Below are 22,328 nucleotides of genomic sequence, written 5' to 3'. Positions count from 1 at the left end.
ATTACCCCCTCTCCCCACGAATCGATACCGGTGGGAAGGGATAACGTTCCCCTCGCTCAACCCAGTCCATAAAGTCGGCGCGCGCGCCCGGAAAATTAATCAGCTTCCATCCCACCATTTCTTTGTTACCGCCATGGATTGGATCGCTGAAAAAACCTTCACGGGTGTTTTGCAAAAGGTAAGAGAAGAACAGCTTGGCAGGCAGTTGCGCAAACTCGGCCTCACCGGATTCAAACTTCTGCAACAGCGCATCCTGTTGTGCGCCATCCAGCTCGGCGAATACTTTACCTGCCGTTTTCTTGCTGTAGGCATCCGCGTCGCTGATACCCAGGTTATAAATCTGTTTCGGCACCAACGGCAGTTGATAACCCATTTCCGGTGCGACATCTGGATTGAACGGCCCTTGCATGTACCAGATTGAACCGGTGGCATAAGGCGTATTCATCTGCCGATCGATAAACTCCGGCACGCCTGCTTCCAAAGCGCCCGGGCCGCGCTCGTCCGCAGGGATCAATCGCGCAACCACCGCCTGAACAAAGGCCCACTCTTCGGGGGTAAAGAAGGTCGGTTGATACTCTGCCTGCTTGGGAGTATCGCTAGCGGCAAGCGCGGGTGTGGGCGCCGTCAGGGCACTCACACCGCTGCCACCGATAACGGCTGCGGGGATCAGCGTCATCGATTTCAGCAAGAAATCACGCCGGGAGTTGTTGGTTTTATCGTTCGACATAGCACATTCCTTCCAAAAAAAATCACAACTATTTAACCTCAACCTCGCGGTCTATACGGAGTTTAAACATATATTGTTACGTAATTGTTTATTTTTTGAAGGTCAGAATGTGAGCTTTGGCAGCAATGTTACCGGTAACTATTTGATTGAACGTAAAGTTTTCTTTGTTAATGTAAAATTAACAATTTGTGCGGTTTTTTAGTTCAAAAGGCGGGAGAACAGCGGAAATGGGATATGGAGCACATTTTTACCGGCAAGAAATAGCAAAACCGGCCCTTTATTGGGGCCGGCTGTAGGTAATCTGAGGCTAGTCGGCCATCGCTTGATAAGCAGTGGTAACCTTCCACAAGTAACGCGGCGCTTGCGGTGCCGGGTGCTTCTTCTGGATATGCTGATAAAACTCGTCCGGGCTCATCTGATTGATGCGGTTAACCGCCACACGTTTATCTGATGAGAAGGTCCGTAACATCGCGCCTGCCCCGTTCACATAGGAAACGATGGTGGCATAGCGTAACGTTTGTGGATTGGTGATCCCGGCTAGCTGCTGGCTTTGAAGAATATTGATATAGGCTGTTCCCAGATCAATATTGACCGCCGGATCCTTCAACTCGCGTGAACTTGGCTGCCCGTTCTTTCCCTTCATACGGTAAGCATCGCGTCCAGCGGTTGAGGCTTTCAGCTGCATGAGCCCCACGGCATTCGAGGTGCTGACCACATTCGGGTTAAACCCGGACTCCACCTGAATGATCGCCTTAATCAGCGTTTCGTCGACGCCATAGTTGCTGGCGGCCTGACGAATATAATCGTTATAAGCGACCGGTGTCCCGGTACGGTTGCTTGGTGTTTGCGGTGGGGTTTTTAGCCAACCGCCCGAAGTGCCACTGCCTGCCTGGTTGCCGGTAGTTTGCGGATCTTTCGCACAACCGGCTAATAGTACGATTGCCATCAGGCAACCTATTTTTGTTTTCACAGAATCCCTCACTCCTTTCAATGAGTTGCGTAGCATATACAACTGGTAAGGATACCTGCATAACTTTTTTGGTCTATTCTCAGGCTATCCATATACCAAGAGGTGATTTATGAGTCAATCTTCGTCCATAGGATTTGTGGTGTCTTTCACCTATCCGGAACAGAGCTTAACCGATTTAGCTAAATTAACCGGACAAATGACGCTGGCCGGTTTTTCCACCATGCTCATCGACAGCAACGGCATTCCTCACGAGCTAGGGATCAACAGTTTTTCGCTAACAACGCCCTTAAATCAAGAAGATGTCAAACAGTTGGCACAAGGCTTGGGCGAGGTGGCATTGGGGGCAAAACCCGAAGTGGAGATAGTCACTGGTAGTGACTACTTTAAGCGGTTACATCCCGATACATAAAATGTTATAACTCACACGGCGGTACTATTTCATTAACAACAACATAACCCCTTGGCAAAGCTTGGTGATGCTTGACTTCCGCTCAATTGATATTGATAATCATTTTCATTTGAATAAGGAGACGTCATCATGCTAATGAAAAACAACGTATTTACTCGTCGTCGTTTTAGTTTGTCCCACTTTCGCCCCCTTGCCCTGCTCTGCGTATGCCTCAGCGTTATTGCTGTGAGCCAACCGGCTTTGGCAAAGGAAAAACTGCGCGTGGTGACAACCTTCACCATTATCCAGGATATCGCCCAGAACGTGGCAGGCGACGCCGCCGTGGTAGAGTCCATCACCAAGCCTGGGGCGGAAATCCACGACTATCAGCCCACGCCGCGCGATATCGTTAAGGCACAGCACGCCGATCTGATTTTATGGAACGGGATGAACCTGGAGCGCTGGTTCCAACGCTTCTTCGAAAATATCAAACAGGTGCCCGCCGCCGTGGTGACCGAAGGGATCACCCCTCTGCCGATCCACGAGGGCCCGTATAACGGTAATCCAAACCCCCATGCCTGGATGTCGCCAAGCAATGCGCTGATCTACATCGAGAACATCCGCAAAGCGCTGGTGCAGCACGATCCTGATAACGCCGAAACCTATAACCGCAATGCCAAAGCCTACGCTGAAAAAATCGCGGCGCTGGATGCCCCGCTACGCGAGCGTTTGTCGCGTATTCCGGCAGCCCAGCGCTGGCTGGTAACCAGCGAAGGCGCCTTTAGTTATCTGGCCAAAGACTATCAGTTGCAAGAAGTCTACCTGTGGCCGATCAATGCCGACGAACAGGGCTCACCGCAGCAGGTGCGCCGGGTGATTGATACCGTGCGGGCCAACCACATTCCGGTGGTGTTCAGCGAAAGCACCATTTCGGATAAACCTGCCAAGCAGGTGGCCAAAGAAACCGGCGCGCAATACGGCGGCGTGCTGTACGTCGATTCGCTTTCTGCCGCCGACGGGCCGGTGCCCACCTATATCGATCTGCTCAATGCCACCGTGCAAACCATCGCCAAAGGATTCAATCAATGAGTGAAGAGACCTTTATCCGCCCCGAACTTAGTGTGGATGACGTATCGGTCACCTATAACAACGGCCATACCGCGATCCATAACGCCAGTTTTACCCTTAGCGGTGGCTCGATCTGTGCGCTGGTGGGGGTTAACGGCAGCGGAAAATCGACCCTCTTCAAAAGCATCATGGGCCTGGTAAAACCGACATCCGGCCAGGTGACGCTGAGCGGGCAACCGGTTGTCGCTGCGCTGAAGAAAAATATTATCGCCTACGTGCCGCAGACCGAAGAGGTTGACTGGAACTTCCCGGTGCTGGTGGAAGACGTGGTGATGATGGGCCGCTACGGCAAAATGAACTTCCTGCGCATTCCTACCAAGGAAGATCGCCTGTGGGTAGATAAGGCGCTGGAGCGCGTAGGCTTGAGTGAGCTACGTAGCCGACAGATCGGCGAGCTTTCCGGCGGGCAGAAAAAGCGCGTATTCCTGGCCCGTGCCCTGGCTCAGCAGGGGACGGTGCTGCTGCTTGATGAGCCTTTTACCGGCGTGGATGTCAAAACCGAGAACGCCATTATCGAGCTGTTACGTTCGCTGCGCGATGAGGGGCACCTGATCCTGGTATCGACCCACAACCTCGGCAGCGTACCGGAGTTTTGCGATCGAGTGATCCTGATTAACCGTACCGTGCTTGCTGCCGGCCCGCTCGAGACCACGTTCACGCAAAGCAATCTGGAACTGGCGTTCGGTGGCGTATTGCGCCATATCAACCTCTCCGGGCCCGATCTACACGATGACAACGATCCCCGCACCGTGACGGTAATCACCGATGACGAGCGCCCTGCGGTGTTTTATGGTCATACCAAGAGCGATCCTCCGGCGCAAAGTCAGCAAAAGGAGAATAACCCCTGATGCTCGAGATCCTGCTGCAACCGTTCAACTACAACTACATGGTCAAGGCGATGTGGGTCAGCGCCATTGTCGGTGCGGCCTGCGCTTTTCTGTCGGCGTATCTGATGCTGAAAGGCTGGTCGTTGATGGGGGATGCGCTTTCCCACTCCGTGGTGCCTGGCGTGGCCGGTGCCTATGCCCTCGGTCTGCCCTATGCAGCTGGTGCGTTTTTCACCGGCATGCTGGCCGCGCTGGCGATGACATTGGTACGCCACGTTACCCGCCTGCGTGAAGATGCGATTATCGGCTTTATTTTCTCCACCTTTTTCGCCGTCGGCCTGTTGATCATTTCGCTCAATCCAACCTCGGTGAACGTGCAGTCAATCATCTTCGGCAACATTCTCGGTATCGCAGATGAAGACGTGTTACAGGTGGAGATTATTATCGGTGTTTCGTTACTAATCTTATGCCTGGTGTGGAAAGACCTGCTGGCCGTATTTTTCGACGAAAACCACGCGGTATCGATCGGGCTTTCGCCACTAAAGTTGAAGATCCTGTTCTTTACCCTGCTTAGCGCCTGTACCGTGGCCGCGCTGCAAACCGTCGGTGCCATTCTGGTGATCGCCATGGTGATAACCCCCGGTGCCACCGCCTATCTGCTGACAGACCGTTTTGGCCGGCTGGTGATTATCGCCATCGCCATCGGTGCCTTGACCAGCGGACTGGGTGCATACCTCAGCTTCTTCGTCGACGGGGCAACCGGCGGCGTGATCGTCACGCTGCAGACGCTAGTGTTCCTGGCGGCCTTCCTGTTCGCGCCGAAGCACGGGCTGTTAGCCTCAAAACGCCGCGTCACCCGTGGCAACTCTCCGGAGGGCAACTGATGGAACTCCTGTTGCAATGGTTCTCAGAGCCGTTCGCCTATCCCTTTATGCAACGCGCCATCATCGCGGCTATCGTCACCGGTGTCGTCTGCGCCGTGCTGTCTTGCTATCTGGTGTTGAAAGGCTGGTCACTGATGGGGGATGCCATTTCTCACGCCGTGCTTCCCGGCATTGTGTTGGCCTTTGTGTTCAGCATTCCACTGGCGATTGGCGCATTTCTTTCCGGTATTTTCTGCGCGGTCGCGACGGGCTATCTGAAAGAACACAGCCGGGTAAAGGAAGATACGGTGATGGGGATCGTATTTTCCGGCATGTTTGCCTTTGGGCTGGTGCTGTTTGCCCGCATCGATACTGATCAACACCTCAGCCATATCCTGTTCGGCAATATGCTGGGGATCACCGACGGTGAACTGCAGCAAACATTGTGGATCGCCGGGATCACGCTGGCGATCGTACTGCTCAAGCGCCAGGACTTTATGCTTTACTGTTTCGATCCCAATCATGCACGCGTCATCGGCCTGCCAGTGAAGTTACTGCACTACGGCTTACTCTGCCTGCTGGCGTTAACCATTGTGGCCTCGCTACAGGCGGTGGGGGTGATCCTGGTGATTGCGATGCTGATAGCACCGGGGATCATTGCATTCACCCTCTGCCGCAGTTTCAACCGGATGCTGATTGTCGCCACCATCGCTTCGGTTTTTTCCTGCGTGCTGGGCACGTTAATCAGTTTTCATATCGACGGCGCAACCGGGCCGTGCATCGTGATCGTGCAAGCGCTGCTGTTTGTCATCGCCCTGCTCTATAGCCACTTCAAACCCGTGCAACGTCACGAAATCACCGTAGTTAAAAACCATTAAGCCGCCCTCACCCTAACCCTCTCCCCCAGGAGAGGGAACAGAATGTGCCACAGACTGACTCCTGCACCTACCCAGGCTCCGTACCAACTCCCTCGCCAGAGAGCACTGTACATGCCGCAGACTGACTCCTGCACCTGCCCACGGCTCCGCACCAGCTCCCTCGCCAGAGAGCACTGTACATGCCGCAGACTGACTCCTGCACCTGCCCACGGCTCCGCACCAGCTCCCTCGCCCTGTGCTGTCTCTTATACACATTTCCCCGGCGCAAACGCCGGGGAGTTTTTGAACTTTCTCCCCGTCTGTTGATCTCTCTTTATATTCTCCTCTTCTTCGGTTTTTAGTATGGTGCTTTCTGATTGCTATTCATGGGCTAACGAGACTTTTGGTCTCGCTCAACTTGGCGACTATCGGCGAACTCAGCGTCTCGTCAAATTCACTGCCTCGTTGGCTAAAAAAACAGGACTTTCTATTGTGAAATCATCCCAAACCGCCGCTGAAGTTGAAGGGGCTTATCGTCTGATCCGCAACCCCAATGTCTCACCCGACGCCATTGCCGAGGCGGGCTTCAATGCGACGGCAAACGCTGCTCATACACACACGCTGCTCCTTGCACTGGAAGATACGACCTCTATTAACTTCGCCCATACCACCGCGTATGACGAGTTGGGGAACACCACAACCAGCAAGAATACTCATGGTCTACTCGCTCACTCCGTCCTGCTTTATGCTCCCGATGCCGCACAGTTCCTGGGACTTATCGACCAACATCGTTGGAGTCGTGAGGCTAATGAATACGGTAAAAAACACCAACGTAAACACGTGCCTTATGAAGAAAAAGAGAGTTACAAATGGCAACAGGCATCTGAACGAACGGCACAGCGGCTCGGTGACACACAAGCAAAAGTTATCTCCGTCTGTGATCGAGAAGCGGACATCTGGCATTACCTTGATTATAAAACGAAAAATAGACAGCGCTTCGTCGTTAGGGCGGCTCAGAACCGGTTGCTGAGTGGACAGGATAAAAAACTGTTGGAGTTGCCAGAAACACTAACAGAAGCAGGCAGTTATCTACTAAATGTGGTTCAGAAAGGCGGGCGTGCTGCGCGTGAGGCACAAATGAGTATCCGCTATAGCTCGGTCGAACTCAAAATGCCGGGGAGTACGTCAGAAGAGAACAGTGTCCCGCTGACATATATCTGCTGTCGTGAAGAAGCTGAAGAGGGAGCATGCTGGCATCTTCTGACATCAGAAAAAGTTACTTCAGCAGAAGAGGCTCGGGTCATTATCAGCTACTACGAGCGTCGCTGGTTGATAGAGGAATACCATAAAGCCTGGAAAAGCGGTGGAACGCAGGTGGAACAGTTGCGGATGCAAACGCGAGATAATCTGGAGCGAATGATCGTGATCCTGAGCTTTATAGCGGTACGTGTGTTGGCCTTACGCCAGGGCGGGTTGAGTGAAGAAACGCTCAATGAAAGCTGTGAACGGGTACTGAGTCCACTAGAATGGAAGCTGCTGTGGGTGAAACAGGAAGGTAAAACCTTGCCAAAGACGCCACCGAGCCTGAAGTGGGCGTACCTGAATCTGGCAAAGCTGGGGCGTTGGTATGACAGTAAACGAACGGGACGAGCGGGATGGGTGGTGATGTGGGAGGCATGGTTCAAGCTTCAGGACATCGTCGAAGGGTATAAACTGGCGAAGTCTCTTGATCAGGAGATCTGATCAAGAGACAGCGCCCTGTGGGAGAGGGTTGGGGTGAGGGGAAAATCCCTACTATGACGTTTCCCGTGTAACAAGGAACTCGGCAAATTAGCCTGAACCAGGCAGCATTCAGCATAAGCGTACTTAAATTAATCAATAGCGTATATACTTTGACCAGACACGCGGCGATGATATTTTCGTCAATAGATGGCGCAGCTGTGCGCCACATCGTGTTTTCGCCGCAGGAAAGACGCTAACCTAATGAAATCGCAGGCAACACAGAAGGGGATTACTATGTGGCAAGCCGTTAGCCGTCTGTTGAGTGAACATCTTGGCAGCGCAGAAATCCGCGAAAGGACTGAACTGCCCGGGGGAGAAATCCACCCGGCGTGGCGCGTGAGTTACGGTGACAGCGAGGTGTTTGTTAAATGTGATGCCCGCGAAATGCTGCCGATATTCACCGCAGAGGCAGACCAACTGGCGCTGTTGGCACGCAGTAAGACCGTGCGTGTCCCCGAAGTGTATGGGGTTGGCAGCGATCGCGATTACAGTTTCCTACTATTGGAGTATCAACCCCTTAAGCCGCTGGATGCGCACGGGGCGCACTGCCTCGGGCAACAACTGGCCCGCCTGCACCAGTGGAGCGAACAACCACAGTTCGGTCTCGACTTCGATAACGACCTTTCCACCACGCCGCAGCCCAACGCCTGGCAACGCCGCTGGGCGGAATTTTTTGCCGAGCAACGCATCGGCTGGCAGCTACAGCTGGCGGCGGAAAAGGGCATGACCTTCGGTGATATCGACGAAATTATCGACGTGGTGTATCTGAGGTTGCAACACCATCAGCCACAGCCTTCCCTGCTGCATGGCGATCTGTGGCCTGCCAACTGTGCTCAGGCCGCGGATGGGCCTTTGCTGTTCGATCCAGCCTGTTACTGGGGCGACAGAGAGTGTGATTTAGCGATGCTGCCGCTTTATCCTGAATTACCCGCCCAGATTTATGACGGCTATCAGAGCGTGTGGCCGCTGGAGGCCGGGTTTATCGAACGTCAGCCGCTGTATCAGCTTTATTACCTGCTCAACCGCAGCAACCTGTTTGGCGGCCAACATCTGGTCATGGCACAGCGGGCCATCGACAAGCTGCTCCATCCAGAAACGCTGTAATGTAATGGGCGCCGCATGTGGCGCCCATTACAGATCTACGCCACTCCGGCCATTTGCCCTAGCAGCTTGAGCACGAAATAAGCCACTACGGCGATCACCACCGGCAAGATATAGAGCGGGAAGTATTGCAGTAAAATGGTGTGGTGCGGCAACGTCACACGCTCCTCCAATTGCGCACGCGTGTGCCCTTCGCTGCCCTTGGCCTGTTCCAGGATCATCTGATCTTCCAATCCTTCACGGATAAACTTCACCTGACGCGACATACGCGCACCGGAAGTCTGCAATGCCAGGCCGACAAAAATCAGGAAATAGATAATGATAAACATCAGATTAGCGCCGCTAAACAGGCTCTTATCCACGTCCGGTACGGGTGAGTTGTACCAGAAAATATTCAGGAATGGCGTATTGAAGCGCACCATGTCGACCATGACGTGGACAAAATCCAGCATCACGGCGTTGATCCCTCTGGACTTCTCACTGTGTTGATAAACAAAACCCAGCAGTGAAACCAGCGTTGAAAGTAACGCCGGGATGAAAACGACCCATCCGAAAATGCGTTTCAGTATGGCAACGCGCCCAGCCTGTTGATACGTCATGTGTTCCCCTTGTAAGTGACGTAACCGTTGTTGCGCTAAGTCTACCTGTAGTTAATGAAACTCGCCCACCGTTTTCTTTATCTTCCCCCTCAGTTCCAGAGAGATCCTGTACTTTGGGAAAACACCCCGGGCCCGAAGGGTGCAGGTGCCTGAACAAAAATGATAGAGTGGCGAAAACATTTTCTTTTACTGGTGCTGCAGGAGTTAATTGTTAATGGCTTATTCGCAACGCATAGCAACCGCAATTTTTGATATGGACGGTCTACTGATCGACTCTGAACCCCTGTGGTTACAGGCGGAAATGGACATCTTCAGCTCATTGGGGCTGGATCTGTCTGACCGTCACAAACTTCCGGATACGCTAGGTTTACGCATCGATCTGGTGGTGCGGATGTGGTTCCAGGCCATGCCGTGGCAAGGACCCTCTCAGGAGGAAGTTGCTGGCCGCATTATCGAGCGGGCCATCGAGTTGGTACGGGAAAAGCGCCCGTTGCTGCCTGGGGTGCAACAAGCGCTGGAACTGTGCCGTAGCCTGGATTTGAATATTGGGCTGGCCTCCGCCTCTCCGCTACATATGCAGCAGCAGGTGCTGAAGATGTTCGATCTGGAGAGCTATTTCGATCAGTTGGTTTCGGCCGAATACCTGCCCTACAGCAAACCGCACCCGGAAGTCTATCTGATCGCCGCAGAACGCCTGGGCAGCGATCCACAGCACTGTATTACTCTGGAAGACTCCTTCAACGGTATGATTGCCACCAAAGCGGCGCGTATGAAATCGATCGTGATCCCTGCGCACGAATACAGTCAGGATCCACGCTGGGCCTTGGCTGACCTTAAACTGCAAAGCCTCGAGCAGTTGACTGCCGCCCATCTAGCCTGATCTTGAGGGCATCGGCCCCGCCGGTGCCCTTTTCCCTCCCCTGCACCCACAAAATAAATAAAACACCATTTCATTTTTATTGAATTAAGACACCATTCAAATTATGCTAGTTGCATAAAGAAAACACCGGGCGAATCGGTGACACTGTCACTGCCACGCGGTTGCCATCGAAAGCCCGGTGCTTTCTTCCCTCACGGCAAGAGAGCAAAGCTATGATTTTGAATTCCTTCGACTTAACGGGCAAAGTGGCGCTGATCACCGGCTGCAATACCGGCCTGGGGCAAGGCATTGCAATTGGGTTGGCGCAGGCCGGTTGCGATATTATCGGCGTGAACCGCAGTCAGCCCCTTGAGACCATGAGCAAAGTCACCCAGACCGGGCGCCGATTCCTGAATCTGAACGCCGATCTCGGCAATATCGACGCCATCCCTTCTCTGCTCGACTCCGCCGTTGAGGCGTTTGGCAGAATCGATATCCTGGTGAACAACGCAGGGATTATCCGCCGTGAAGACGCCCTGAATTTCAGTGAACAAGACTGGGATGAGGTGATGGACGTCAATATCAAGACCCTGTTCTTTATGGCACAGGCGGTGGCCAAACAGTTCATCAGCCAGGGCAGTGGCGGTAAAATTATCAATATTGCTTCGATGCTTTCTTTCCAAGGCGGCATTCGCGTACCGTCTTACACCGCGTCGAAAAGCGCAGTGCTCGGCGTCACCCGGCTATTGGCCAATGAATGGGCACAATACCAGATTAACGTTAACGCCATTGCACCGGGCTATATGGCCACCAACAACACCCAACAGTTGCGTACCGATGAAGACCGCAGCCAGCAGATCCTCGAACGCATCCCCGCCGGGCGCTGGGGCACTCCGGATGACTTGATGGGCCCGATCGTGTTCCTTGCCTCGACAGCATCCGACTACGTTAATGGCTACACGCTCGCAGTAGACGGCGGCTGGCTGGCTCGCTAATTCCAACTCGTCACGGGCGCAGCATGCAGCGCCCCTACATAATGAGTCTGCCTGTATCCCACGTTCGTAAGGCATGAGGTTTCAACCCTTTGTAAAACGGCGTAAAATTAACAAATCGTTACAGGGTAACCGCTTCCGTAACTGTAAAAATTCCCATATACTGGATAAATTAACAGTTTAGTGGCCGGAATATAGCAACATGACCGCGGAAGGACATCTCATATTCTCTGTTGCCTGCGCGATCTTTGCCAAGAAAGCGGAGGTGACTCCCGTGCTCGCCGCTGGCGATTGGTGGCACATCATTCCTGCCGCGCTGCTGACGTCGCTGTTACCCGACATCGATCACCCTAAATCCATCCTGGGCCAGCGCCTGCGCTGGATCGCAATCCCGATCTCACGCGCCTTTGGCCACCGTGGTTTCACCCATAGCCTGCTGGCGATCGTCGGCGGCATGTGGCTATTTCAGCTAGAAGTGCCGCGCGGTTGGCCTATCCCCGCAGACGTGCTACACGCCATGATTATCGGTTATTTCAGCCACCTGCTGGCCGATATGCTCACCCCTGCCGGCGTGCCGTTGCTTTGGCCCTGCCGCTGGCGCTTCTGCCTGCCGATATTGAACTCACAAAAAGGCAACCAGCTGGAACGGGTACTGTGTATAGTTTTGGTGGCTTTCGCCATCTACTGGCAAGGGGATTACACCTTTCCCGTGCAGTCGTATTTTGAGCAAATAAAAAATATCCGACTGTGATCACAAAAAATCGTCTATTTCCCCACCTTTCCGCTCATTACATCACCGATTTTAAGCCAAAAGTTATATTAAATTCTTTTTGGATATAAGTGCGCTGCACCGCAAACTGTTAGGATATTTACATCGCATTACATCGGTGCGTGGCACCTTTTATTATAAGAAAACAAGATTGGAGAACTGGGGATGAATCTACCGCTCGTATTAAACGTGCTGGTTTTTGCCGCCCTCCTTTTGCTGTTGGCGCAAACCCGCCATAAGCAATGGAGCCTGGCTAAAAAAGTGCTGGTTGGCCTGGCACTGGGTGTGGTGTTCGGTTTGGCACTGCAACTGGTATACGGCTCGGACAACCCGGTGCTGAAAGAGTCCATCGGCTGGTTTAACATCGTCGGTAACGGCTATGTACAGCTGCTGCAAATGATCGTGATGCCGCTGGTTTTCGCCTCTATCCTGAGCGCGGTAGCCAAGTTGCATAACGCTTCTTCGCTGGGCAAAATCAGCTTCCTGACCATTGGTACCCTGCTGTTTACCACGCTGATCGCCGCACTGGTGGGCGTATTGGTCACCAACCTGTTCGGGTTGACCGCAGAGGGTCTGGTCCAGGGCACACAAGAAACGGCTCGTTTGTCGGCGATCGAAACCAACTACGCGGGTAAAGTGGCCGATCTCAGCGTACCGCAACTGATCCTGTCATTTGTGCCGAAAAACCCGTTTGCCGATCTGACCGGGGCTAACCCAACGTCAATCATCAGCGTGGTGATTTTCGCTGCCTTCCTCGGTGTGGCTTCTCTGCAACTGCTTAAAGATGACCAACCGAAAGGCCAGCGCGTGCTGGTAGCTATCGATACCCTGCAAGCCTGGGTGATGAAGCTGGTCCGTCTGGTGATGAAACTGACTCCTTACGGCGTACTGGCGTTGATGACCAAGGTCGTTGCTGGCTCCAACATCCACGACATTATCAAGCTGGGCAGCTTTGTGGTTGCGTCTTACCTTGGTCTGGCGATCATGTTCGTGGTTCACGGCCTGCTGCTGAGCTTCACCGGCGTTAATCCGCTGAAATTCTTCCGCAAGGCTTGGCCGGTGCTGACCTTTGCCTTCACCAGCCGTTCCAGCGCTGCCAGCATCCCGCTGAACGTCGAAGCACAGACTCGCCGTCTGGGCGTGCCGGAGTCGATTGCCAGCTTCTCGGCTTCCTTTGGTGCCACTATTGGTCAGAACGGTTGCGCGGGTCTCTATCCAGCAATGCTGGCGGTGATGGTTGCGCCAACCGTGGGGATCAACCCGCTGGATCCACTGTGGATCGCAACGCTGGTCGGCATTGTTACCGTCAGTTCAGCCGGCGTTGCCGGTGTGGGTGGCGGCGCGACCTTCGCTGCACTGATTGTACTGCCAGCGATGGGCCTGCCGGTGACCCTGGTCGCCCTGCTGATTTCGGTTGAACCGTTGATCGATATGGGCCGCACCGCGCTGAACGTTAGTGGTTCGATGACCGCAGGTACCGTCACCAGCCAACTGATGAAGCAGACCGACAAAGCCATTATGGACAGCGAAGACGAAACGGAACTGGCTCACCGGTAATAATAGACTGATCCGCAAACTGAACCGGCGCCCAGGCGCCGGTTCAGTTTATTTAGCCTTGCGAAACGGAGGGTTGATGACATACGTTAATGCAGATTTGAGCCTTTTGCCCTCCCCCTCACACATTTAGCATAACGAACCAAACTCCATACTCTCCGGCTCAATGATCTCCAGAAAGGCATCACATACAGCTTGTCCCTGCCAGGATGCACAAATTGACTTTGCACTTAGTTGACTATCGGCGAATACAAGATCGACAAATACCCCATTGCCCAGGCTGACCAGATGCTGGCTTTTCCACCCAGGTTGAAACGCAAGATAATTTCCTACCATTTGGTTATAAACTTTATGCATTTCACTCTCGTGAATACCCGGCTTCAGACGAAATCTCCCGATTTCGATGCCACACCCTACTTTCAGTGAGGATGGCAGATTCTCTTGAGCGGTATAGTGCCCCATCTGGTGCAAACAACTGACAGAGGCTCGAAAAGATGAGAATTCAGGCTGGCTCTCGACAGCCTTTGCTGCGGCCTGTGCTTCTTCAGCACCACTCCAAACAACGAAATCGACACGTTCGCTAGAGCTATCAATGCCTGTAAATGCAATCCAGTCGATAAAGCCAGGAAAACCCTTTAAAAGCTGCTGTGCCGATGTTCTTGCTGAATCGGCTTGTGTCAAGTTTTCAACCCGATAGGTGACTATTTCGTAATAGGGTGCAGTCATTAGTAACTCCGTTATCATGTGATATGAAGTCTGAATCGTATTACACGCCCCTGACAGTTTCTGTCAGGGGCGTGTAATATCGACTAATGAAAACTATCCGACTGTTCGCTTTACTTGACCATCTTCGCGGTCGTGTACATCCAGTATCCGCTGAGGTGTTAGCACAATCTTTGAATGTTTCTGTGAGAACAATCTACAGGGATATGGCAACTCTGCAGGCCATAGGCGCCCCTATTCGCGGTGAATCAGGACTAGGTTACGTGCTTGAAAAAGATTATTTCCTTCCGCCGCTTAACTTTGACCCTGATGAGCTGGACGCTATTATGCTGGGAATACGGCTGATAGGGGCTCGGGGAGATGACATGCTTTCAGCAGCGGCAAAAAGAGTTTCAGCGAAGATCAGCGCTGTGATCGATGTCAAAAAGATAGACACCTACAAGCAACTCCCTTTTAGAGCGGCTTCTCGGCGCACAGAAGTAAGCGAGAAGGCAGCCAAACACTTGGCTTTTCTCCGTCTTGCTATTCGTAAAAGACTCCAACTGAATATTCATTATATTGACTTACAAGGAAGAGAGAGCAACCGAATCGCACGCCCGCTCGGCCTGACAATATTCGATGCTGTGTGGCTACTGACTATCTGGTGCGAAAATCGCTCAGGTTTTCGTAATCTGAGGGTCGACAACATAACTTCGGCGGTGAGCACTGGTCAGCAGTTTAGGGCAGAGAGCGGTAAATTATTTGAGGACTATCTCAAAACACTTTAGCAGTGTCGCTACGGCCAAGGGCCGTGATGCCATTCGTCCAGCCATTGCTGGGGTTCCACGTCACTTGTTCAAAGAGTGCAAGATAGGCAGATAGCAGACAGTTGGATTTTATAAACCGAGGGGATATTTCGAAGGTTGGGCGAGAAAGCGTAGGGGCGAAGCTATGTTCGGCCCCCTACAACTACGGCAGGCTTAAAACGGATAGTCGTGATAACCCATTTGCGCTGAAATCAGACGAGCGGCGGTATGCAACTGCGCCACGTAGCCCTCTTTGCCTTCTTCGGAGAAGCGGATGGTCGGGAAGGAGATGCTCAAGCCCGCGATCACCACGCCAAAACGGTCAAACACTGGCACCGCGATGCAGCGCAAGCCTTCTTCCTGTTCTTCGATATCTTCGCCAAACCCCTGCTCACGTACCTTATCCAACAGCGGCAGTAACTCTGCAGCGCTGGCGATGGTGTGCGGAGTGCTACGGGTAAACTCGACGTGGGACAGGATTTCTTCCACTTCGCCGCGATCGCGCCAGGCTAGCAGGACTTTACCAATAGCGGTGCTGTGCAGCGGGTTGCGGCGACCGATGCGTGAATACATACGCAGGTTATACATGGAGTCGATTTTGTGGATATAGACGATGCTGTCTTCATCCAGCGCCCCCAGGTGGATGGTCTCACGCGTCTGGTTAGACAGTTCACGCATCTGGATGTCCGCGCTGCGGATCAAATCAACGTTTTGCAGCGATTTGGCACCCAGTTCAAACAGCTTGAGGGTCAGCGAATATTTCTCCGACTCCCCTTCCTGTGAGACATAACCCAGCGACTTCATGGTTTGCAGGAAACGGTAAACGGTACTTTTGGACATCATTACCCGCTGTGAAAGCTCGGTAATGCCGATCTCGCGCTCATCACCCAGTGCCTGCAGGATGCCAAACACTTTCAGCACTGATGAAACGGAATCCGGTTGTTTGTCTAGATCTGCGTTAGCCATGGTTAATACCTTAACTTAACTATTTTTGTTTTAGGAAATTTGAACAAGAGTTTCAGTATAATCGGAACATTTCACCCCATGCAATGGAAGTTGCGCAATATTCGCCATTATTGATGGGATTAGCGGCAGACATCCCACTACTTTTACATTTAGCACAGAAACGGCGGGTGCATTCGGCGGGAAATATGATTAGCATTGTAATATTCCCCCTGTTTAATAAATACCTCCATGACAACGCTTGCTCATTCCGACGGCCTACCCGTCCCGCAACGCTACGGAGCGATCCTGGCCATTGCGCTAGGCATTACCGTTTCAGTGCTTGACGGGGCGATCGCCAACGTGGCCTTGCCGACCATCGCCCGCGATCTTAACGCCAGCCCGGCCAGCTCGATCTGGGTGGTCAATGCCTATCAGTTGGCGATCACCATCTCGTTGCTATCGCTGGCGTCCTTGGGCGATCTGATCGGCTATCGCCGTATCTATCAGGCTGGTCTGCTGGTATTCAGCATTACCTCGCTATTCTGCGCACTGTCCGATTCGCTATTAACACTAACGATTGCCCGCGTGCTGCAAGGGTTTGGTGCCGCGGCGATTATGAGCGTTAACACCGCTCTGATCCGCATTATCTATCCGCAACGCTATCTTGGCCGAGGCATCGGGATAAACTCGCTGATCGTGGCCTTCTCTTCCGCCGCCGGGCCTACGGTCGCCGCCGCCATTTTATCCGTGGCCTCCTGGCAGTGGCTCTTTGCCATCAACCTGCCGATAGGCATCGTCGCACTGATGCTGGGAATGAAATACCTGCCAGCTAACAGCCAGAAAAGCACTAATCAGCGCTTTGATCCTACCAGTGCGGTGATGAATGCCCTGACGTTTGGCCTGCTGATCACCGCCATCAGCGGTTTTGCTCAGGGGCAAAGCCTGCTGCTGATTGCCGCTGAAATCGCGGCGTTGCTGGTGATTGGTTACTTCTTTGTGCGCCGTCAGTTGCGGCAGACATCCCCTTTACTGCCGGTGGATCTGCTGCGCATCCCTATTTTTGCGCTGTCGATGGGCACCTCGATCTGCTCTTTTGCCGCCCAGATGCTGGCCATGGTGTCGTTACCCTTCTTCCTGCAGGCCTCTCTGGGCCGTGACGAGGTAGCGACAGGTTTGCTGTTAACTCCCTGGCCGTTGGCCATTATCGTGATGGCACCGATTGCAGGCCGCCTGGTGGAGCGTGTTCATGCGGGGTTACTGGGAGGGATTGGTTTGGCGACCTTCGCGCTCGGTTTGTTCCTGCTGGCGCTGTTGCCACATAACCCGACGGATCTGGATATTATCTGGCGCATGGTACTGTGCGGTGCGGGCTTTGGGTTATTCCAGTCGCCTAACAACCACACCATTATTTCTGCCGCCCCACGCCACCGCAGCGGCGGAGCCAGTGGCATGTTGGGCACTGCACGATTATTGGGGCAAACCTCTGGCGCGGCGCTGGTGGCTTTGATGTTCAACCTGTTCCCCACCAGCGGCACACACGCTTCGTTGGTGTTGGCGGGAGTCTTCGCCAGCGTCGCTGCCGTAGTGAGTTGCCTACGTATTACTCAACCCCGTGCGAACCTCGCTGAACCTGGTAACTAGCTTATCGGGCAGAACGCGGGTATCGGGCGCAGCATGCAGCGCCCCTACGCCATAAGCCCGGTGAGGGTTTGAAACTGCTGATATCAACCTAGCCACCTCGTAGGGGCGCCGCATGCTGCGCCCATTTAAACAGCAAAAACCCCGGCGAGCCGGGGTTTTGTTTGATGCAGGGTTATTTCAGATACTGACCGGAACGCAGCGCTTCGATACGCTTGTCCAACGGCGGGTGTGACATAAACAGCTCGCTGAACGACTTGGATTTGCCGTTGATGCAGAAAGCCATCAGGGTGCCCGCTTCCTGCGGTTCATAGCTGGTTTTCAAACGTTGCAGCGCAGCGATCATCTTCTCGCGGCCAACCAGTTTGGCTGAACCCGCATCGGCGTGGAATTCACGATGACGTGAGAACCACATGGTGATAATGCTGGCCAGAATACCAAATACCAGCTCCAACACCATCGACACGCCGAAGTAGATCATCGGGTTGCCGTTACCTTCGCCTTCCCCATCACGGTTACCCAAGAAACCGGCGGCCACCTGAGCAATCAGGCGCGATACGAAGATCACGAAGGTGTTCACCACCCCTTGGATCAGCGTCATGGTCACCATGTCGCCATTGGCAACGTGGCTGATTTCGTGGGCGATCACCGCTTCCGCCTCATCACGGCTCATGCTTTGCAGCAGGCCGGTACTGACCGCCACCAGCGATGCATCGCGGCGTGCGCCGGTCGCAAAGGCGTTGATGTCCGGTGCCTGGTAGATGGCCACCTGCGGCATGGCGATACCCGCCTGCTGCGATTGGCGGCGCACCGTGTCCAACAGCCAGCGCTCGGTTTCGTTACGCGGCTGTTCAATCACTTCCCCACCGACGGAGCGCAGCGCCATCCATTTGGACATCAGCAGTGAAACAAACGCACCGCCAAAACCGAACAGACCGGCCATGATCATCAGGCCCTGAACGCTACTGGATTGGATCCCTGTCAGGCTAAGCACCAGCCCGAAAACCAACATCACCGCCAGGTTGGTGAGCAGGAACAAAGCTATACGCATCATAGAATGTTTACTTCCTCGTTATTTGTTAACAAAACGCGACCTCAGATACCCAGATCTTATGGGCATTGGTCACAATTTCAAGATTGGCAGGCCATTAACCCACTAAAAATACGTAACTTTACAAAGTCACGAAGAAACAAGGGTTTTACAAAGTGTAAACGATCTCGGAGCCCAGGGTGGAGACCTCAACAGAAATTTTAGTGCGGGTATAGCGAAAAAAAAAAGCGCCCCCGAAGGTGCGCTCAATAACATTTTATCCGCAAATAACTTACTTGGCGGCGGCCGTCTGTTGTGATGGCTGCTGCTTTTCGTTATTGGCCAGATCCAGCGCGATCTTGACCGTTTCATCCAGATACGGATCCGGTTCCTTGTAGTCCTTTGGCAGATCTTCCAGGGACTTCAGCGGTTTCTTACCCTCACGCTCCAGACGCTCATTAATACGTTTCAGGCGCGTAGCATCATCGTCATGGTTCTCTTTCTCACGGGTAGCCAGATTAAGAGAAACGATGTTGCGCTTGTCTTTCAACGCCTTGTAATGGGCAATATCCTGCGCGATGTATTGGAACTCTGGATCCTTGGCGATACGCTGCGCATGGTCTTTCAGCAGTTGCGCTTCAAACGGCTTCAAATCACCGGTTTTGGTGTAGGCAGCCGCATTGACGCTATCCCACGGCATGGCGTTATCTTCGAAGCTCTCGCCGGTTTCTGCCGGATCGATCCCCGTTGGCATCAGAATATCTGGCGTGACGCCTTTACGCTGGGTGCTGCCACCGTCAACGCGGTAGAACTTCTGGATGGTGTACTGGACAGAACCCAGCGCAGGCCATTCAGGGCGCAGCATCTGATCGTAAATGCGGTTCAGTGAACGGTACTGCTGCACCGTGCCTTTACCGAAGGTAGGCTCGCCCACGATCAGCGCACGGCCATAGTCTTGCATTGCCGCAGCAAAGATCTCGGAGGCGGAGGCGCTGAAGCGGTCAACCAACACCACCAGCGGGCCTTTGTAGTAGACAACACCGTCGTTATCCGCATCTTCGCGGATCTTGCCGTTGTTATCACGCACCTGAACAACCGGACCACTTGGGATAAACAGACCAGAAAGCGATACCGCCTCGGTCAATGCCCCGCCGCCGTTGCCACGCAGATCGATAATCAGACTGTCGACGTTCTGCTTGGCCATCTTTTGCAGCTGGACTTTTACGTCATCGGTCAGGCCGACGTAGAAGCCAGGGATGTCCATCACCGCGACCTTCTGCTTGCCGACGGTCTTGATAGTCATTTTAACTGCGCGATCTTCCAGGCGGATACGCTCACGAGTCAGCGTAACTATACGGGTTTTGGTGCCTTTACCTGCCGGCAGGATCTCCAGGCGAACCTTGCTGCCCTTCGGCCCTTTGATCAGCGAGACAACATCGTCAAGACGCCAACCGATCACGTCTACCACCGGTTTGCCTGCCTGGCCAACGCCGACAATACGGTCGCCGACGGCGATCGCCTTGCTCTTGGCTGCCGGGCCGCCTGCCACCATGGAGTTGATCACGGTGTAATCATCATCCATCTGCAACACGGCACCAATCCCTTCCAGCGAGAGGCTCATCTCCGTATTGAACTGTTCGGTATTGCGCGGCGACAGGTAGTTGGTGTGCGGATCGATTTCGTGGGCAAACGCGGTCATGATCAGCGAGAACACGTCTTCGCTGTTGCTTTGCGTCAGGCGTTTGATCGCAAACTGATAACGCTTGGTCAGTGTGTCACGGATCTCTTTATCCGTTTTGCCGGTCAGCTTCAGGTTCAACTGATCGTATTTGACCTTGGCATCCCACAGGCGGTCCAATTCAGCCTTGTCTTTCGGCCACGGCGCTTTGCTGCGGTCTACGTCAATGGTGTCGTTGCCGGTGAAGTTCATCGGCTTGTCGAGCAGCGATAGCGCATACTGATAGCGCTCAAAGCGGCGTTTTTGCGCCAGATTGAACAGCGCATAAGGCGTAACCAGTTTGCCGGATTTCAGCTCTTCACCCAGCGTGCTGCGTTTGTCGGCAAATTGCGCGACGTCGGAGGCCAGCAGCACATTGTGGCTGTAGTCCAGCATATTCAGGTAGCGATCGAAGATCTTGCCTGAAAAATCCGCATCCAGAGCAAACTGGCGATAATGAGAGCGAGTGAAGCGCGATGTTACGCGCTCACTCACGGTTGCATGTTCAGCTTCCTGCTCAAGCTTGGGCAGTTCATCGATGCGGATGTTGGCTGTATCCGCTCCGTAACTGACACCCGCCCACAGCAAAGCCGCAACTGCGGTTAATCTGACAAATTTGTTCATGCCTTGGTTGGCCTCCGTATCAGAACTGCAAGTGTTCTGCGCGCACAATCATCGCCAGACCGGAGGAGAGCTGTACACGAACGCCATCTTTAGCGATTTCGAGTACGGTTGCGTCCATCGCGCTCTGACCTGCTCTGACTTTGATTTCCTGGCCAATTTGCAGTTTTGAGATGTCTGTGACTGGCACATGACGCGGCTGGCTGGCCTCTTTGGCTACACGAGGTTCACGAGCTTGCTGTGGGCGTGCTTGTTGTGGGCGCGGCTTGCGGTTCTCTGCTGCGGCTCCGCCTTCACGACGTACGGCTGGCTTTTTGCCGGCAGGACGCGGACGACGAGGCTCGGCAGTGGCAGACTCACCAGCAGCTTCACGTTTTTTGGCATTCTGTTCGGCACGCTGTGCCTGAACGCGCGCTTTGGCTTCTTCAAGCTGCTGGCGAGCATGATCGACATGCTGCTGTTCCAGCTCACCGCACGGGTTACCGTCCAGGTCTACACGCTGGGCGCCAACTTTGACACCGTACAGGTAACGCCAGCTTGAGGTATACAGGCGCAGAGCTGAACGCAGCTGCGTTTTGCTGAGGTTCTCTTCCCCTTGTACACGTTCTACCAGATCCTGAAAAATACCGATTTTCAGCGGGCGTGCTTCGCCTTCGGCGCTAAAGCAGAGCGGGAAACGCTCAGCAAGAAAAGCAATGACTTCTTTAACTGTGTTCAACTTGTGTTGATTTTCCATGAAATTTCCTGATTACAACGGGTTGCCAACAAGCCGCAGGCATGAACAGGCGTCATTATAATGACGTCATCGCTAAATGCCACGTTAACCGTAGATCAACTTGCCGCTACAGTGACATATTTCGCAAAATTGCTCTGTGCCAGCCGTGCGCAAAGCCCCGCCACCACTGCTTTCAGGCCGATTTCGTCCTGTTCATCGAAGCGTTGATAAACTGTGCTGTCGATATCCAGAACCCCGATGACCTGACCACTGACGTCTAACGGCAACACAATTTCCGCGTTGCTGGCGGCATCGCAGGCGATATGTCCAGGAAATGCATGAACATCGCCAACGCGCTGCACCTGGTTCTGCGCCGCTGCCGTACCACACACGCCCTTACCCAACGGGATCCGCACGCAGGCAATCTTGCCTTGGAACGGACCTAGCACCAGTTGATGGCCTTCCATCAGGTAAAAACCGACCCAGTTTACGTCATCAAGACGCTCATTGAGTAGCGCACTGGCGTTAGACAATGCGGCGATAAAGTTATCTTCCCCATCGAGCAATGCGCTCAAATCGCGTTTTAATTCCGCGTAGAATGATTCTTTAGTCATGATTAACCGTTCAAATACTCAAATAGCCTCGACTTAACCCGTATAAAATAAGCATTAAATGCGTATAGCCACAAGGTTAATCATCTGTTGCTTCACAAAACACGGTACAACAGGGTATGTTTGC

Annotated in this window: 22 protein-coding genes; 13 read left to right on the top strand and 9 right to left on the bottom strand. The window is 53.5% G+C overall.

Annotated elements, in window-relative coordinates:
- Position 1 precedes the first annotated feature (1 nt).
- On the bottom strand, positions 2–727 hold the full coding sequence (locus tag D9980_RS05825; protein WP_121606697.1) for a gluconate 2-dehydrogenase subunit 3 family protein: 726 nt from the start codon (positions 725–727) through the stop codon (positions 2–4).
- 307 nt (positions 728–1,034) lie between these two features.
- The gene (locus D9980_RS05820) at positions 1,035–1,697 is read right to left on the bottom strand and encodes a transglycosylase SLT domain-containing protein (RefSeq protein WP_021178197.1); all 663 of its coding nucleotides are present in this window, start codon (positions 1,695–1,697) and stop codon (positions 1,035–1,037) included.
- 109 nt (positions 1,698–1,806) lie between these two features.
- Between D9980_RS05820 and ghoS the strand changes: the two genes are divergently transcribed.
- The 7 genes from ghoS to D9980_RS05785 all read left to right on the top strand — a co-directional run bounded on the left by ghoS (position 1,807) and on the right by D9980_RS05785 (position 8,646).
- On the top strand, positions 1,807–2,106 hold the full coding sequence (gene ghoS, locus D9980_RS05815; RefSeq protein WP_121606696.1) for a type V toxin-antitoxin system endoribonuclease antitoxin GhoS: 300 nt from the start codon (positions 1,807–1,809) through the stop codon (positions 2,104–2,106).
- Between the two features lie 129 nt (positions 2,107–2,235).
- Positions 2,236–3,174, top strand: a complete 939-nt coding sequence (locus D9980_RS05810) for a metal ABC transporter substrate-binding protein (protein ID WP_024486843.1) — start codon at positions 2,236–2,238, stop codon at positions 3,172–3,174.
- Complete coding sequence (locus D9980_RS05805; RefSeq protein ID WP_121606695.1) at positions 3,171–4,061, top strand: manganese/iron ABC transporter ATP-binding protein; 891 nt, start codon at positions 3,171–3,173, stop codon at positions 4,059–4,061. Before D9980_RS05810 ends, D9980_RS05805 begins: the two co-directional genes overlap by 4 nt.
- A complete protein-coding gene (locus tag D9980_RS05800) occupies positions 4,061–4,924 on the top strand; it encodes a metal ABC transporter permease (RefSeq protein ID WP_024486841.1) in 864 nt (287 codons plus the stop codon). Before D9980_RS05805 ends, D9980_RS05800 begins: the two co-directional genes overlap by 1 nt.
- Positions 4,924–5,781 (top strand): metal ABC transporter permease, encoded by an 858-nt coding sequence (locus D9980_RS05795; RefSeq protein ID WP_024486840.1) that lies wholly within the window; start codon positions 4,924–4,926, stop codon positions 5,779–5,781. Before D9980_RS05800 ends, D9980_RS05795 begins: the two co-directional genes overlap by 1 nt.
- A 342-nt stretch (positions 5,782–6,123) precedes the next feature.
- Positions 6,124–7,503, top strand: a complete 1,380-nt coding sequence (locus D9980_RS05790) for an IS4 family transposase (protein ID WP_121606694.1) — start codon at positions 6,124–6,126, stop codon at positions 7,501–7,503.
- Positions 7,504–7,776: 273 nt separating this feature from the next.
- A complete protein-coding gene (locus D9980_RS05785; protein WP_046808194.1) occupies positions 7,777–8,646 on the top strand; it encodes a fructosamine kinase family protein in 870 nt (289 codons plus the stop codon).
- Positions 8,647–8,681: 35 nt separating this feature from the next.
- Here D9980_RS05785 and D9980_RS05780 read toward each other — a convergent pair whose 3' ends face one another.
- Entirely contained in the window at positions 8,682–9,242 is a 561-nt protein-coding gene (locus tag D9980_RS05780; RefSeq protein WP_024486719.1) for a YniB family protein, read from the bottom strand.
- A gap of 214 nt (positions 9,243–9,456) precedes the next feature.
- Here D9980_RS05780 and hxpB point away from each other — a divergent pair, with 214 nt between their 5' ends.
- The 4 genes from hxpB to D9980_RS05760 all read left to right on the top strand — a co-directional run bounded on the left by hxpB (position 9,457) and on the right by D9980_RS05760 (position 13,419).
- Complete coding sequence (gene hxpB / locus D9980_RS05775) at positions 9,457–10,122, top strand: hexitol phosphatase HxpB (protein ID WP_024486718.1); 666 nt, start codon at positions 9,457–9,459, stop codon at positions 10,120–10,122.
- Between the two features lie 212 nt (positions 10,123–10,334).
- Positions 10,335–11,096 carry a 2-dehydro-3-deoxy-D-gluconate 5-dehydrogenase KduD gene (gene kduD / locus D9980_RS05770; protein WP_121606693.1) on the top strand — a complete coding sequence of 254 codons (762 nt, stop codon included), beginning with the start codon at positions 10,335–10,337 and terminating at the stop codon, positions 11,094–11,096.
- 199 nt (positions 11,097–11,295) lie between these two features.
- On the top strand, positions 11,296–11,844 hold the full coding sequence (locus D9980_RS05765; RefSeq protein ID WP_021804614.1) for a metal-dependent hydrolase: 549 nt from the start codon (positions 11,296–11,298) through the stop codon (positions 11,842–11,844).
- A gap of 183 nt (positions 11,845–12,027) precedes the next feature.
- A complete protein-coding gene (locus tag D9980_RS05760) occupies positions 12,028–13,419 on the top strand; it encodes an L-cystine transporter (RefSeq protein ID WP_074030955.1) in 1,392 nt (463 codons plus the stop codon).
- Between the two features lie 126 nt (positions 13,420–13,545).
- Here the strand turns inward: D9980_RS05760 and D9980_RS05755 are convergent, their stop codons facing one another.
- Positions 13,546–14,142 (bottom strand): hypothetical protein, encoded by a 597-nt coding sequence (locus D9980_RS05755; protein WP_121606691.1) that lies wholly within the window; start codon positions 14,140–14,142, stop codon positions 13,546–13,548.
- Between the two features lie 86 nt (positions 14,143–14,228).
- Between D9980_RS05755 and D9980_RS05750 the strand changes: the two genes are divergently transcribed.
- Positions 14,229–14,906 carry a YafY family protein gene (locus tag D9980_RS05750; RefSeq protein ID WP_094981814.1) on the top strand — a complete coding sequence of 226 codons (678 nt, stop codon included), beginning with the start codon at positions 14,229–14,231 and terminating at the stop codon, positions 14,904–14,906.
- 192 nt (positions 14,907–15,098) lie between these two features.
- On the opposite strand, the gene kdgR is transcribed toward D9980_RS05750, so the two are convergent.
- On the bottom strand, positions 15,099–15,890 hold the full coding sequence (gene kdgR / locus D9980_RS05745) for a DNA-binding transcriptional regulator KdgR (RefSeq protein ID WP_021178210.1): 792 nt from the start codon (positions 15,888–15,890) through the stop codon (positions 15,099–15,101).
- 228 nt (positions 15,891–16,118) lie between these two features.
- Between kdgR and D9980_RS05740 the strand changes: the two genes are divergently transcribed.
- Positions 16,119–17,510: an MFS transporter gene (locus tag D9980_RS05740; RefSeq protein WP_121606690.1), complete on the top strand. Its 1,392-nt coding sequence runs from the start codon at positions 16,119–16,121 to the stop codon at positions 17,508–17,510.
- Between the two features lie 172 nt (positions 17,511–17,682).
- On the opposite strand, the gene htpX is transcribed toward D9980_RS05740, so the two are convergent.
- The 4 genes from htpX to D9980_RS05720 form a co-directional block, all read right to left on the bottom strand.
- Positions 17,683–18,561 carry a protease HtpX gene (gene htpX, locus D9980_RS05735; protein ID WP_021178212.1) on the bottom strand — a complete coding sequence of 293 codons (879 nt, stop codon included), beginning with the start codon at positions 18,559–18,561 and terminating at the stop codon, positions 17,683–17,685.
- A 268-nt stretch (positions 18,562–18,829) separates the two neighbouring features.
- On the bottom strand, positions 18,830–20,878 hold the full coding sequence (gene prc, locus D9980_RS05730; RefSeq protein ID WP_121606689.1) for a carboxy terminal-processing peptidase: 2,049 nt from the start codon (positions 20,876–20,878) through the stop codon (positions 18,830–18,832).
- Positions 20,879–20,897: 19 nt separating this feature from the next.
- Positions 20,898–21,611, bottom strand: a complete 714-nt coding sequence (proQ, locus tag D9980_RS05725) for an RNA chaperone ProQ (protein WP_021804621.1) — start codon at positions 21,609–21,611, stop codon at positions 20,898–20,900.
- 95 nt (positions 21,612–21,706) lie between these two features.
- Positions 21,707–22,204 carry a GAF domain-containing protein gene (locus D9980_RS05720; RefSeq protein WP_021178215.1) on the bottom strand — a complete coding sequence of 166 codons (498 nt, stop codon included), beginning with the start codon at positions 22,202–22,204 and terminating at the stop codon, positions 21,707–21,709.
- Positions 22,205–22,328: the final 124 nt, after the last annotated feature.

Origin of the sequence: Serratia sp. 3ACOL1, assembly GCF_003668775.1 — a bacterium.
Taxonomy (GTDB): Bacteria; Pseudomonadota; Gammaproteobacteria; order Enterobacterales; family Enterobacteriaceae; genus Chania; species Chania fonticola.
This window is presented reverse-complemented; position numbering and strand designations above follow the sequence as displayed.